11 protein-coding genes and 1 pseudogene are annotated in these 14348 nt (G+C 43.0%); 7 read left to right on the top strand and 5 right to left on the bottom strand.

The genetic code is table 11. The features are described 5' to 3' along the window. Positions 1 to 31: 31 nt before the first annotated feature. From AC2VOY_RS12885 to AC2VOY_RS12900, 4 genes are all read right to left on the bottom strand, one after another. Positions 32 to 940, bottom strand: a complete 909-nt coding sequence (locus AC2VOY_RS12885) for a dimethylarginine dimethylaminohydrolase family protein (protein WP_491834008.1) — start codon at positions 938 to 940, stop codon at positions 32 to 34. Between the two features lie 2 nt (positions 941 to 942). After that, complete coding sequence (locus tag AC2VOY_RS12890) at positions 943 to 2172, bottom strand: Zn-dependent hydrolase (protein ID WP_491834009.1); 1230 nt, start codon at positions 2170 to 2172, stop codon at positions 943 to 945. 137 nt (positions 2173 to 2309) lie between these two features. After that, positions 2310 to 3098 carry a helix-turn-helix transcriptional regulator gene (locus AC2VOY_RS12895; protein WP_491834010.1) on the bottom strand — a complete coding sequence of 263 codons (789 nt, stop codon included), beginning with the start codon at positions 3096 to 3098 and terminating at the stop codon, positions 2310 to 2312. 90 nt (positions 3099 to 3188) lie between these two features. Continuing rightward, positions 3189 to 4118, bottom strand: coding sequence for a LysR family transcriptional regulator (locus AC2VOY_RS12900; protein ID WP_491834011.1), 930 nt, complete (start codon positions 4116 to 4118; stop codon positions 3189 to 3191). 137 nt (positions 4119 to 4255) lie between these two features. On the opposite strand from AC2VOY_RS12900, the gene AC2VOY_RS12905 reads away from it, so the two are divergent. From AC2VOY_RS12905 to AC2VOY_RS12915, 3 genes and pseudogenes are all read left to right on the top strand, one after another. Next, a complete protein-coding gene (locus AC2VOY_RS12905; RefSeq protein WP_491834012.1) occupies positions 4256 to 5716 on the top strand; it encodes an NAD-dependent succinate-semialdehyde dehydrogenase in 1461 nt (486 codons plus the stop codon). A 29-nt stretch (positions 5717 to 5745) separates the two neighbouring features. Then, positions 5746 to 7026, top strand: a complete 1281-nt coding sequence (gene gabT, locus AC2VOY_RS12910) for a 4-aminobutyrate--2-oxoglutarate transaminase (protein WP_491834013.1) — start codon at positions 5746 to 5748, stop codon at positions 7024 to 7026. A gap of 77 nt (positions 7027 to 7103) precedes the next feature. Beyond that, a pseudogene (locus AC2VOY_RS12915) lies at positions 7104 to 8012 on the top strand (homocysteine S-methyltransferase family protein). Positions 8013 to 8018: 6 nt separating this feature from the next. On the opposite strand, the gene AC2VOY_RS12920 reads toward AC2VOY_RS12915, so the two are convergent. Next, positions 8019 to 8909: a LysR family transcriptional regulator gene (locus AC2VOY_RS12920; RefSeq protein WP_491834014.1), complete on the bottom strand. Its 891-nt coding sequence runs from the start codon at positions 8907 to 8909 to the stop codon at positions 8019 to 8021. Positions 8910 to 9028: 119 nt separating this feature from the next. Between AC2VOY_RS12920 and AC2VOY_RS12925 the strand changes: the two genes are divergently transcribed. The 4 genes from AC2VOY_RS12925 (at position 9029) to AC2VOY_RS12940 (ending at position 14283) form a co-directional block, all read left to right on the top strand. Continuing rightward, positions 9029 to 10390: a putrescine aminotransferase gene (locus AC2VOY_RS12925; RefSeq protein ID WP_491834015.1), complete on the top strand. Its 1362-nt coding sequence runs from the start codon at positions 9029 to 9031 to the stop codon at positions 10388 to 10390. An 89-nt stretch (positions 10391 to 10479) separates the two neighbouring features. Further along, the gene (locus tag AC2VOY_RS12930; protein WP_491834016.1) at positions 10480 to 11997 is read left to right on the top strand and encodes a Na+/H+ antiporter NhaC family protein; all 1518 of its coding nucleotides are present in this window, start codon (positions 10480 to 10482) and stop codon (positions 11995 to 11997) included. 18 nt (positions 11998 to 12015) lie between these two features. Continuing rightward, positions 12016 to 13449 (top strand): aminobutyraldehyde dehydrogenase, encoded by a 1434-nt coding sequence (locus tag AC2VOY_RS12935; protein WP_491834017.1) that lies wholly within the window; start codon positions 12016 to 12018, stop codon positions 13447 to 13449. A gap of 147 nt (positions 13450 to 13596) precedes the next feature. Next, positions 13597 to 14283, top strand: coding sequence for an SDR family oxidoreductase (locus tag AC2VOY_RS12940; protein WP_491834018.1), 687 nt, complete (start codon positions 13597 to 13599; stop codon positions 14281 to 14283). The last annotated feature ends 65 nt before the right edge of the window (positions 14284 to 14348 follow it).

Raw genomic sequence — 14348 nt, forward strand, 5'->3', positions numbered from 1 at the left:
TTCCTCCTCGCGTAAATCACCTCGAAAGGCCTTAACGCTCTTCTCGCTTCAATGCTTGACACATACAGTGCACACCACCACCACCTTTGGTGATCATCGAAATATCTGGATCAAAAACTTTTAATCCGCGATCGATACAAGCGCGCTTCAAGGTCAAACTATCTTCTGGAATTAACACGCGTTCATCGCCTAAAGAAACAATATTGCAGCCCAATTCCATTGCCTCTTTATAAGGAATATCAATAATGTCGATACCTTTTTGTTTCAGCCACACAAGGAGTTCATCCGGTGCAACGGCAGTGCATACCGCTGCTAATTTGTCTGCTACCATGACGCACTGCACATCCATATGTAAAAAGTGTTGATCAAAAGCAACCGCCTTAAACTCCCAACCCTCTTTTTCAAACCAAGATTTTACTTGCTGTATCCCTGCCGCGCTCGTACGCTCGCCTGAATAACCACATAAAACCACACCAGGTTCAATCAGCATGAAATCTCCACCTTCAAAGCTACCTGCAGTCACGACATCATAAAGCGGGATATTATTTTGTTGATAGAATTCAAGCACTGTTAGCCATTCGCTGCGACGCCAAGGGCTGTACATTTGTGTAATGATCGGTCCCCATGGCGTCATCACGGAGGAATCCCGTGCATATAAAGAATACGGTTGCTCAGCTTTAGGATTAAGAAAGTGCACATTGACGCCAGCTTCCTTATAAACCGCTAACATTTCTTGGTATTGCACTTTTGCAACACTTAAATCAAACTTTTGACCCGCTTGAATATGACGGCGAGAAGTTGAATTGCCATCTCGCCATGAGAAGTGATCAATAGGCCCCACCAATACATCTTTTAAACGTGCGGTTTCAGAAAAAATGCCCCAATCCTTAAGTGGGCTCGTATCACCATTTAAATTACGGCGTCCTAATCCTTGATTCATAATTAAAATTCCTTTTTATTTATTAACTCTAATGCGCTGTGAAGCAATACATTTGCGCCTGCTTCTAGGCTTTCATCATCAACATTTTCTTTTTCGTTATGGGAAATACCAGCTTCACACGGGACAAAAATCATGCCTGTTGCGCCCACATTGGATAAGTAAACAGAATCGTGCCCAGCACCAGAAACAATTGGCATTGAACTTAAATTTAGTTTTTGCACACTATTGGTGACCGCTTGAATGCACAGATCATCAAAAACAACAGCAGGTGATTGCCATAAGGTTTCGTAACTCGCATTTAAGAAAGGTGGAACATTCTCACACAGAGCTAATACCTGTGTTGACATTTCATCTAAGATTGCTTGATTAGGGTGGCGTATATCTAAAGTGAATGTGACGTGTTTGGGGACAGTGTTTGGCGAAGCAGGCTGAGTTGTAATTTTCCCAACCGTAATTCGTGCATCTTCACCATATTCGGCAACTTTTTGATAAATTTTAGGTAAGATATCAAATGCACCTTGGACAGGATCTTTACGCATTGACATAGGTGTTGGACCAGCATGGGTTGTTTCACCGGTGATTTGGATTTGATACCAGTTCATACCCTGAACACCTTGAACGATGCCAATCGATTTTTTTTCTGCCTCTAAAATGGGACCTTGTTCGATATGAAGTTCGAGTGCGGCATAAAATGGGAAAGCTTGACAAGGAATGTCGCCATATTGCTGACTTTGATGAAGAGCTTGTTCGTACGTGATGCCATCTAAATCTGTCGATGCATACACATCTGATTGTAATAGCTTTCCAGCAAATACACCGGAACCAGACATAGCAGGGCTAAAGCGGCAACCTTCTTCATTTGCCCAAGCTACAATTTCAACTGGACGGTATCGAGGGAGTCCTTGTTCAACAAGGCTTGTCATCACCTCCAGCGCAGCGAGAACACCATAAACACCATCATATTTTCCGCCAGTGGCTTGGGTATCAAGGTGTGATCCCAAAAGTAATGGCAAAGCATCTTGGTCGTCACCTTCAAAGCGAACAAATAAGTTACCCATGCTATCAAGGCGTGAAATGCCACCTATCTTATCGCACCAAGAAAGAAATAACTCACGTCCTTGTTTGTCTTCTAGAGTTAAGGCCTGACGATTACAACCACCGTTATTCGTGCCGCCAATCGCTGCCATTTGCATTAAAAAAGAGTGTAGGCGTTCAAAGTTAATCAGATTCATAAGTCTCATCATGCTAAATTCAAAAGATGTATTCAGCATAACAATGCATCGCTCTAACTAACTATTACCCAATTGAGTTATAGCAATTCAAAAACAAAATATTACATGAAACTCAATAACTTACACTTGATGTGGATTTATTCGTATCCTAAATTAACGATGTCATCAAATATTTTAGCGAGTAACTCATTCTGAGATTTAACCTGCAGTTTGTTATAAATATTTTTACGGTGGACTCTGTCTGTCTCATAAGAAATATCTAAAATTCGAGCGGCTTCCTTGCTTGAATAACCGCGAATCATCAATTGTGTCACTTGTCGCTCACGCTCAGTTAAAATGTTTTCGCCAAAGGATTGGATATAATCTTTCACCTGGGTACTCGAATCACGCTCAGGCAGAGTTTGGGTCAGATCATGTCGTTTTACAGCAGAGCTAAAGATGGGGTAAAGATCTTGCAACTTCATTAACACTCGCTCGCTAAACTTAGCTAAGGTTTGTGTCCGTCCAAGCGAAAGTAAGTACACATTATCATTTTGTCCTTGCACACAAAAACAAGTCTCATCAACTAACTTTGAATGATGAAAATAATCTTGGTAATAGGTGCTTTGGTAAAAATCTTCAGGGGCAATTTCATCCAGCGTCACAAAACCTTGCTTGCCTTGGTTGACACTAAAATCATAAAAAGGACTTAAAAGATAAGCCCCTGCCAAATATCGCTTCCATGCTGACAGCTCTTCCATCGCAAAAGAAGATGCCACGACCGTTGGAGATTGTGTCGGATGATAAATTAAAATCACATAATCATCAAAACTTGCGGTTGTCTTGAGTAAGTAAGTTAACTTTTCAAAAAAATCATCATGCCCAATAGATAAAATGAGATCAGCTATTCCGTAAGTAATGACATTATTAAAATCAACGCTTTCCATATTTGCATTCCATTAAAATATGAGTGAGTCTGAGCTCATAACAGACCTCAAGGTTGACCACCTTACGCCAACTGATGATGAGTTGCAAAACTACTCACACTGATGCAATTCTTGAATCACAGAGATAAACATATCCCGTGCGCGGTTACTGCGTCCGGCTTTACGCGTGACGGCAGCAATCCCCAGATCATAGTGTTTATAATTTGGCACCAATCTCCAAAGCTCGCCTGATTTCACATACGGCTCGGCATAATTGTCTGGGAAAAACCCGATATACATGCCCGAGAAAAGCATCGCCAGACGCGCTTCATAAAAGTATGAAATCGCAGCTTTATTCATATTGGCTAATTGCTCGCTCACCGCAGGGCTAGGTTGAATGCCTGCATGCACCACTTTGGCTTTGGCTACCTCAGCTAACACTTCTTCAGATTCCTCTTTGCCATACAAAGGATGCTGCTGACCACAATATAAATGACACCTATCAGTGTAAAGCGGCCAATAATTTATCCCCTCATATTGATGGTGATAAGGGATAAATCCGACATCAGCTTCATCATTTAATATCATGCGCTCGATATCAGATAAGGGGCGTACATCTAAAAGAATCTTTACATCTGGCGCCGCTTGCGCAAACCCGCGGATCGCTTCAGCAATTTTTGCTTGTGGCGCCATGCAAACCACATCACTGGTGATCACTCGCAGCTCACCAGTTAACTCCACATGCAATGCATTGACGCCACTTTTAAAACTTTCTATTGAGGAAAATAGTTCCGTCATTAGGCGATACACTTCTTGCCCATCTTCGGTCAAGCCAAAGCCTCCACGCCCACGACGACATAATTTAAGCTTCAGCCTTTCTTCTAAGCGTGAGATATGCACACTTATGGTTGAGCGGCTAATATTAAGATCAGTTTCTGCCGCAGCAAAGCCACCAGCTTCGACGACAGCATGAAACACGCGCAGTAATCGGATTTCATAATCTGAGACTTGCGACAAATGAGAGGACAGATTTTTTTTCATACTAAATAATCACAAAGTTTGATAAAAGTTAAAGTAAGAAACGAATGTTTTATATTTATCTCACAAATTAAACTCGATTACTATCCAAGAAGATTGAGTTTGATTATCACTTTCAAAGCAAGGAATGGTTGCCACTTATGCACATAGAATTAACCAACCCAGAACTACTCAAAGGCCAAGCATTTATCGCCGGTGAATGGGTAAAATCATCTAAAAATGAAACCTTTAATGTTTATAACCCAAGTAACGGCGAGCTGATTTGTGAGGTTGCAGATTGTGATCAAGTCGACACCGACATTGCGATTGCAAGTGCAGACAAAGCGCTCACACATTGGAAAACATTAACAGCCAAAGAACGCTCCAAAACGCTTCGCCAGTGGTTTGACTTGATCTTAGAGAATCAAGAAGACCTAGCCAAGCTCATGACTTTAGAGCAAGGCAAGCCTTTAACCGAGTCGCGCGGTGAAGTTGTTTACGCGGCCTCTTTTATCGAGTGGTTTGCCGAAGAAGCCAAGCGTATTTATGGTGATGTGATCCCATCTCCTGCCGGGGATAAAAGGTTAATCACAATCAAACAACCTATTGGTGTTGTCGCAGCGATTACGCCATGGAACTTCCCGATTGCGATGATCACGCGCAAAGTTGCGCCCGCTTTAGCTGCAGGTTGTACGGTTGTCGTCAAACCAAGTGAAGAAACACCATTGTGCGCACTCGCACTCGCACAACTTGCCCAGCAAGCTGGGATCCCATCTGGGGTGTTAAATATTATTACCACGAGCCAATCCAAAGATGTCGGCAAACGTCTGTGTGACGATCAGCGCGTGCGAAAGCTCTCTTTTACTGGCTCAACCAATGTTGGCAAATTATTGATGAGCCAATGTGGCGATACCATCAAGAAAGTCTCATTAGAACTTGGCGGCAATGCACCTTTTATTGTCTTTGATGATGCTGATATAGACGCAGCAGTCAGTGGTTTAATCGCCTCTAAATTCCGTAATGCTGGGCAGACTTGCGTTTGTACCAACCGCGTTTTGGTGCAAGATAGCATCCATGATGCATTTGTAGAAAAGCTTATCCAAGAAGTGAAAAAACTCTCGATTGGTGACGGTTTTGAACAAGGCACGACCATCGGCCCACTTATCAATGCAAAAGCAAGTGAAAAAGTCACCAATCTGGTCACCAGCGCAGCCGAGCAAGGGGCAAAAGTTGCCTATCAAGCTGACAATTCTAAAGCACATGCGAATTTTTCATCCCCAGCAGTCTTAACAGATGTCACCTCGGATATGGAGATTGCTCAAACAGAAATCTTTGGCCCTGTGGCGAGTATCATGCGCTTTTTTGATGAAGCACAAGCGATTCAAATCGCCAACGATACACCTTATGGTTTAGCTGCGTATTTTTATTCGCGAGATATTGGCCGAATTTGGCGTGTGGGTGAAGCCTTAGAATATGGCATGGTTGGGATCAATGAAGGCCTAATTTCAAATGAAGTCGCACCTTTTGGCGGCGTCAAACAATCAGGGCTTGGTCGTGAAGGCTCAAAATATGGCATGGATGATTTTGTTGAAATCAAATACCTGTGCATGGGCGGGATTTAACTTATCTTTATTTTTCAAGGACAGAACAAATGAATAACCAATTACTCCAAGAGCGTAAAAACAAGGCATTTGCGCGTGGGCAAGGCGCGTTGACCCAAGCTTATATTGCAAAAGCTCAAAATTCTGAGCTTTGGGATGTAGAAGGCAAACGTTATATCGACTTGGGAAGCGGCATTGCCGTGGTCAATACAGGGCATAACCACCCCAAGGTGAAAGCTGCCGTGCAAGCACAGCTTGAAAACTTCAGCCATACTTGCTTAACCGTTGCGCCTTATGCCAGCGCAGTTGAATTGGCAGAAAAGCTCAATGAGATTGCACCGGGGGATACGCCAAAGAAAACCTTGCTTGTCACCACTGGCGCAGAAGCCGTTGAAAACTGCGTTAAAATTGCTCGTTACTACACCAAGCGCACTGGGGTAATTGCCTTTCATGGCGGTTTTCATGGGCGCACCAATTTAACCATGGGTTTAACTGGCAAGGTTGCCCCTTATAAAAAAGGCTTTGGCCCATTCCCGAATGAAATCTACCATGTGCCCTATCCAAATGACTATCACGGGATCTCAATACAAGAGTCATTACGCGCACTCGATTATCTGTTTAAATGTGATATTAGCCCTGATCAAGTCGCCGCAATAATTATCGAACCGGTGCAAGGGGAAGGCGGCTTTTACCCTGCGCCAGTCGAGTTTATGCAAGCCTTGCGCGCCTTGTGCGATCAACATGGGATTTTACTGATTGCCGATGAAATCCAAACTGGTTTTGCCCGCACCGGAAAAATGTTTGCTTGTGAATATTCAAACATTGAGCCAGATCTGATGACCATGGCAAAAGGTATTGCTGGTGGTTTCCCACTTTCGGCCGTAGTGGGTAAAGCAGAGATAATGGACGCGCCACACCCAGGTGGGATCGGCGGTACATATGGCGGCTCACCGCTTGGCTGCGCAGCAGCTTTAGCCGTTTTAGATGTGATAAAAGAGGAAAACCTGTGTCAACAAGCGAGCAAGATTGGCGAATCCATTACTCATTACTTGACCCATATTCAAGAAAAACATCCACAAAGAATTGGCAATATTCGCCATCTTGGCGCCATGATCGCAATGGAGCTGATCCAAGACGGTGATCCAGAAAAGCCTGATCCTGAGCTAACCAAAGCGCTAGTTGCAAAAGCGGCTGAAAATGGGGTGATCTTATTATCCTGTGGGATCCGCGCGAACGTGATCCGCTTCTTGCCACCGCTAACGATCACCGATGAGTTGCTCCAAGAAAGCATGCTGATTTTAGATAAAATATTCGATGAATTAGTAAAATAAGCTGAAAAATTCAATTAATAAATGGCTGAAAATATGTTTTAATCAATTCATTCAAAAATAGCAGTATGGATGGCTAAATGAAGCAAGTAACAATTCTTGATGGTGGCATGGGCCGTGAACTTAAACGCATTGGCGCCCCTTTCTCACAACCGCTTTGGAGTGCTCAAGCCCTAATTGAAGCGCCAGATTTTGTGCGTAAGGCGCATCAGAACTTTATTGAGGCTGGCGCGCAAATGATTACGACCAATGCTTATGCATGTGTGCCCTTTCATTTAGGTGACGATCTCTATCAAGCGCAAGGCGTTGAATTAGCAGCTTTAGCTGGACAATTAGCCAGACAAGCGGCAGATACTGCCGAGCATTCTGTGCAAGTAGCAGGCTCGATCCCACCACCTTGTGGCAGTTATCGCCCTGATTTATTTGACTCAAAACGCGCACGTGAGATCGCTCAGAATCTAGTCGATGCGCAAGATGCTTATGTTGATCTATGGATTGTTGAAACCATCAGCAGCCTTGCTGAACTTGAAGTGCTCGCTGATGTGCTGAGCCAGTCCAAAAAACCTGTGCTGTATGCATTTTCGCTTTTAGATGAAGAAGGCAGTGCCAAGTTGAGATCGGGCGAACCTGTATTTGACGCCGCACGCGAAGTCTGCAAGCTAAATGGCGAAGGGATTTTATTTAATTGCTCAATTCCTGAAGTGATGGAACAAGCGGTGCAAATGAGCCAGCAAGTACTCACTGACAATGCACAACGAAACCCATCACAAAACATGACCTTAGGCGTGTATGCCAATAGCTTTACCCCGATTTCTGGGAAACATCAAGCCAATGATGCGGTGCAAGCGATGCGTGAAGTCACCCCAGAAGATTATTTAGTCTTTGCCAAAAAGTAGGCAGATGCGGGCGCAAATTTAATTGGTGGTTGTTGCGGAATACGCCCAGATCATATCGAGGCGTTAAGTCAGTGGCAGTTGGCTAAGTCTTGATTCAAACTATCTTAATTTATAGATCTCAGAAAGCAGCCATTGAATCGACGGCTGATGATCAAAAAGCTTATGCGTGATAATACTCATCGTCAAGGGTGGTATGCTTTCTGGTAATTCAATCACTTTTAGCGGCAGCATCGCCACTAATTTTTCAGCCACTTTGATTGGCACGGGAAATAACAAGCCCGTTTTCGCACTAATCATTCCGCCGATAGGGTAGCTTTGCGTCACCATATGGATATTTCGATACAAGTTTTGATCATGCAACCAATGGTCGATAACATCTAAAGTATTCACGGTTACAGGCAAGTGAATTTGGCTTTCCATCGAAAACTCAAGCGTGCTTAATTTATCTGGAATATCTCGCCAATTCGCCACTACTGCCACATACTCATCTTTTAACCACTCACGATAGTTAAAATTTTTGATTTGATTGAGCTGATTATCCACGCCTATGTGTACATCCAAACGCCCACTTTCCACTCGCTCCATCTTGACGTGATCCGAATTTATATCGATAGATAAGCGAACATTGGGCGCTGTGTTTAAAAACTTTTCGGCTAATACTGGCATCGCAGTAAATTCAAAATAATCACACGCACCAATATAAAAAGTATGCGCATCATTGACAGGATCAAAACTTGATTGCATATCCGCAGCTTTGGTGATGTTCGACATCCCATCTTTTAATAAAGGCAATATATTTTGCGCAAAAGGCGTCGGCTGCATTCCGCGACTGGTCCGCACAAATAAAGGATCATTAAACCGTTCACGTAATTTCGCCAGGTTATGGCTTGCTGCCGACTGGCTCACAAAAAGACGATTTGCTGCTTTGGTCATATTTCGCTCTTCATCTAAGGCAAGCAAGATACGTAATTGATTTAAATCTAAATTCATTTGGCTTCCGGCATTATGAATTGGATGCATAATAAAATGATAATAACCCATTTCCCAACAAAACAGAATGGCTATAAGTTTAATAAGACATGTTAATCAAATCCGAAATAGGTATGAATATGGAAATGGAACATTCAAAGCGAAATATAGACGATGCTTTTTTAGAAGCAAGTAAAATGGTTAGTCTTATTACGAAAACCGAAGATGATATTAGCCAAGCAGAACGTACTTGGATTGCGACCAGTACTTACCAAAATTTTGAGCACCATATTAATAAAGGCTTTTTAGAATATCGAAAATCTGTCACGGAAACAGAAGGCATTGCCCTAACTGACTGGACAGGACAAGGCTCTATCTTAAAAGATATTCTCGGCCGCGAGTTTATTGATATGTTAGGTGGCTATGGCCTGTATTCCCCTGGGATCAAGCATCCAAAGATCGTTGCTGCAGCCAAAGCGCAACTTGAGCGCAGCCCACAATATAGCCAAGAAATGCTCGATCCTCTGCGCGCGCACCTTGCTAAAGTTATCGCAAAACTAACACCTGGCGATCTTCAATATGGCTTTTTTGCCAACTCAGGAACCGAAGCCGTTGATGGTGCAATGAAGCTTGCCAAAATGTATACCGGCAACAAAGGCTTCATTTCAACATTAAAAGCATTCCATGGTAAGTCACTGGGCGCACTCTCTTTATTAGGTAAAGCAGAATATAGAGAGCCGGTTGGGCAACTTCTTGATGGTATTCGACATGTCCCTTATGGTGACGCAGACGCGGTTGAAGAACAGCTTAAAGCGGCTCAAGCTATCGGTGATGGTATTGCCGCTGTGATCGCTGAGCCAATTCAAGGCGAGGCAGGCGCGATTGTGCCACCAGATGATTACTGGCCAAAACTGCGCAAAATTTGTGATAAATATGACGTATTACTCATTGCCGATGAAGTTCAAACTGGCTTTGGCCGCACAGGTAAAATATTTGGTGTGGATCACTGGGATGTGGCGCCAGATATTATGTGTTTTGGTAAAGCCCTTGGCGGTGGCGTGATTGCGATGTCAGGCTTCTTTGCGAGCGCTAAAATTTGGAAAGTATTAGAGCCAAACCCTTTCATGCACACGACCACAACAGGCGGCAACCCTATCGCTTGCGCTGCGGCGCTGGCACAAATCTCCGTCTTATTGGAAGAAGATTTAGCGACTCAAGCGCATGAAAAAGGCGAATATATCAAGCAAAAATTGTTTGAAATGAAAGCTAAATACCCTGGAATTTTAACCGATATTACAGGTAAGGGGTTACTTTTAGGGATGGTGTTTGAAAATGATGAACTAGGTTTTGAGGTTGTCTCTGGTTTATTTAAGCGTGGCATACTGATTGCGGGGACATTAAATAATTCACAAGTTGTTCGCATTGAACCTGCACTTAATATTCCATACCCGCTCATCGACAAGTTTTTAGTAGAACTTGAAGACGTTTTAAAATCTATTTAAAAAGCAAAGTCGTGAAGAAGCCATTTTTTCACGACTTTTTTAATTCTGCTAAAGAGCTAATGCTATATCAACGTATAGGAATACTTATCATGGAAGATATAAAGCAACCTACCAAAACGTTACATATTAAAGAATCTGTAAAAAATACCTATATCAGCCGAAAACTAGTTTTTACCTTAGGGATCAGCATCGCGGCGTATTTTGTGTTTTATTTATTATCCCTGACGCAAAATGAAGGCGAACCTTGGGGCTGGAAATCTATCCTCCCCACCTTAAGCGTTTTAATCATAGCAGTTTTATCTCGCCGCCCTTTCGAGGCTATGATGGCAGGCATTGTCGCTGGCCTTATCATGTTAAACCCCACCAACATTATTAACTCTTTTTCCGAAAACATTTCAGCCGTGATGGGCAATGAAACTATTATTTGGATTATTCTTGTCTGCGGCTTAATGGGTGGGTTAATCCAAATTTTAGAAATCAGTAATAGTCTTAATGGTTTTACCCAATGGTTAAAAACAAAAATTAAATCCAGACGTCAATCTATGGTCACCACAGTTGCTTTAGGCGCCGTCATATTTATTGATGATTATTTAAGCTGTTTAGCGGTTTCATCATCGGTAAAGAAATTAACCGACTATTATCAAGTTTCACGCGAAAAAATTGCTTATTTAATTGATTCTGCCGCAGCGCCTATGTGTGTGATTGTGCCGATTTCAACTTGGGCAGTCTTTTTTTCAGGTCTACTTGAAGAAAATGGTGTCGCCGACGCCAACCAAGGGATCAGCCTTTATATCTCATCCATTCCTTTCATGATGTATGCATGGGTAGCACTTATCGTCGCATTTTTAGTTGCTTTTGGCGTGATCGGTGACTGGGGTGCGATGAAAAAAGCTGAGCAACGCGCCAAAAATGGCCACCCAATCCCAGAAGACTTCGAAGGCGTTGAGCTCACGAATCGATCTATGGTGCAAAAAGAAGTCAGCTTAAAAACACAATTATTTAATTTCCTATTTCCAATTGGCTTACTTATTTTATCAACGGTTTATTACGATGTAGATTTATTAAAAGGCGTGATCATCACCATAGTTATCACTTCAGTGATGTATTACTTGCAAGGCCTACTTTCCATCGAGCAACAAGTCAATGCCATGTTTGAAGGCTTTAATACCATGCTCTACCCTTTATCGACCGTGATTGGCGGATTTCTGTTAAAAGAGATAAACGATAATTTAGGCATGACAGAATATATTATTGAGTCGGTGACGCCTTATTTAAGCGCCGAAATTTTCCCTGCGATTGTGTTTGTCTTGCTGTCTTTAATTGTTTTTGGCACCGCATCGAGTTGGGGCGTGTTTGTGATTGCGATTCCTATTGTGATCCCGGTTGCGCTTGCGCTCGATGTACACATGCCATTAGTCATAGGATCACTTATTTCAGCATCAGCTTTTGGTAGCCATGCATGCTTTTTCAGTGATTCTTCCATTCTTGCTTCGCAAGGCGCAGGTTGCTCGCCAATGAATCATGCATTTACGCAGTTCCCCTATGCCTTATTTGGCGCTTTTCTATCTATTGCAGCATTCATTATGCTTGGTTTTACGTACGCTTAATGCTTAAAGGAATTAAAAATGAAATATAAATTATGGATAAATGGCCAATCTTGTGAGGCTAAAAATGGCGCAGTGTTAGCTGTTGAAAACCCGGCTACAGGCGAAATAATTGATCATGTGCCAGATGCTGGGATCGAAGATGTGAATGCTGCAGTGAAAGCGGCGAAAGATGCATTTGAAAATGGTTCATGGTCTAAAATCCCCCCTGCTGAGCGTTCAGCTGTCCTACATAAAATGGCGCAACTGATTGAGGCTCGCGCAGATGAAATAGCGCGCATCGAATCAGAAGATACCGGCAAGCCATTTGAGTTTGTCAGCGCAGGTGGTGACATTCCATTTGCGATTGATAATTTGAAGTTTTTTGCTGCCGCTGCACGTGATATTTCAGGTGCGTCAAGTGGCGAGTATGCCGAAGGATATACCTCTATTTTAAGAAGAGAGCCGTGCGGGGTCACCGTTGGGATCACGCCATGGAATTACCCGCTATTGATGGCGATTTGGAAAATTGGTCCATCCTTAGCGGCAGGTTGTACAGCCATTTTAAAACCTGCGCCAAATACGCCAAGAACCACACTATTGCTCGGTGAAATAGCCAAACAAGCAGGCTTGCCAGATGGCGTTTTAAATATCCTTAGTGGTGGCAATCAAACCGGTGAAGCCCTCACCTCTCACCCAGATGTGGATATGATCAGCTTAACCGGTTCAAGTCGAACGGGAACCGCTATCATGAAAACCGCGGCTGAATCTTTAAAACGTGTCCATCTAGAATTAGGCGGAAAAGCCCCTGCGATCATTTTTGACGATGCGGATTTAGATATAGCGGTCGAAAAAGTTGTCACTGGCGGCTTTTTAAATTCAGGCCAAGACTGTACCGCTGCAACGCGTATTTTGATCCATGAATCAATTTTCGATGAAACTGTCGCTAAATTAATCCAAGCTGGCAAAGCATTTAAAGTTGGCAACCCGTTTGACGCTGACACCATGATGGGATCCATGATCTCAAAGTCGCATTTAGAGCATGTTGCAGGTTTTGTCGAAAGAGCCAAAGCCGCGGGCGCAGAGGTTCTATTAGGTGGTCAAATCATTGATAGAGAAGGTTTTTATTATCCACCGACAATTCTAGCAAATGTGCAACAAGACTCGGAAATTGTCCAAGGCGAAGTTTTTGGCCCCGTCATCACAGTGCAATCTTTCACAACCGATGAAGAAGCTCTCAACATGGCGAATGATGTGAAATATGGCTTAGCATCCTCTGTGTTTACGACAAATTTAAGTCGCGCCATGCGCTGCTCGCGCGATCTTAGATTTGGCGCCGTCTGGGTGAACGATCATCTACCTTTAACCTCTGAAACCCCGCATGGTGGATTCAAACAATCAGGTTTTGGCAAAGATTTATCCGCTGAAGCCATCTCTGATTATCTTGTCACTAAACATGTCATGTTGGCGCTATAATGCCATGTAAACAAGATAAATTATTGTTTTCATAGTGGGTTAAAAGCGATCACACGCTCATTGAAATAGCCAAACAATAGATTGAAACTTTAAATATAAATGGGTTATGTTAATTAAGACTGACCCATTTATTTTAAAGGAAGACATATGGAAACGGTTCTTATCACAGGTTGTTCGCGTGGCATTGGTCTTGAATTAGCTTGCCAGTTTTTAGAAGGCGGTTATAAAGTCATTGCTACCTATCGCAATGAACCTTCAGAGACGCTGCAAGCATTAAGCCAAGACAACCCTAATTTGCAACTCGCAGAACTTGAAGTAAGCAGCTCAGCATCAATCGACAAGCTGGCACAAACGCTTGCCGATACGCCGATTGATATCTTAATCAACAACGCAGGCATTAGCGGCCCAGAAGCGCAAAATCTAAATGATATTGATGTAGATGGTTGGCTTGAAACCTTTAAGGTCAACAGCATTTCACCACTTTTAGTCAGCCAAGCCTTAATTGCCAACCTCACGCAATCCTCCAACCCAAGAATCATCACCATCTCAAGTCAAATGGGCTCCATGGAGCACCAAGGTGTTGGCCGTTATGCGTATCGCACCTCCAAAGCGGCAGTGAATAAAGTCATGCATATCTTATCCCAAGAGCTGCATGAGCAAGGCATCATTGTTTGTCCTGTCCACCCTGGTTGGGTGCAAACGGATATGGGCGGCAAAAATGGTGAGCTCACCCCAGAGCAAAGCGCCGAAGGCATTATCAAACTTATCAAAGGCTTACGCATAGAGCAAAGTGGTGAATTTTTTATGTGGAATGGTGACAAGCACCCGTGGTAAAGCGTTAATTATTATTTATATCTTAATTTCAGTGCTAAAAATGACAAATAAAGTGCCGGTTAAAC

This window comes from Vibrio sp. KMM 9700 (assembly GCF_058545285.1).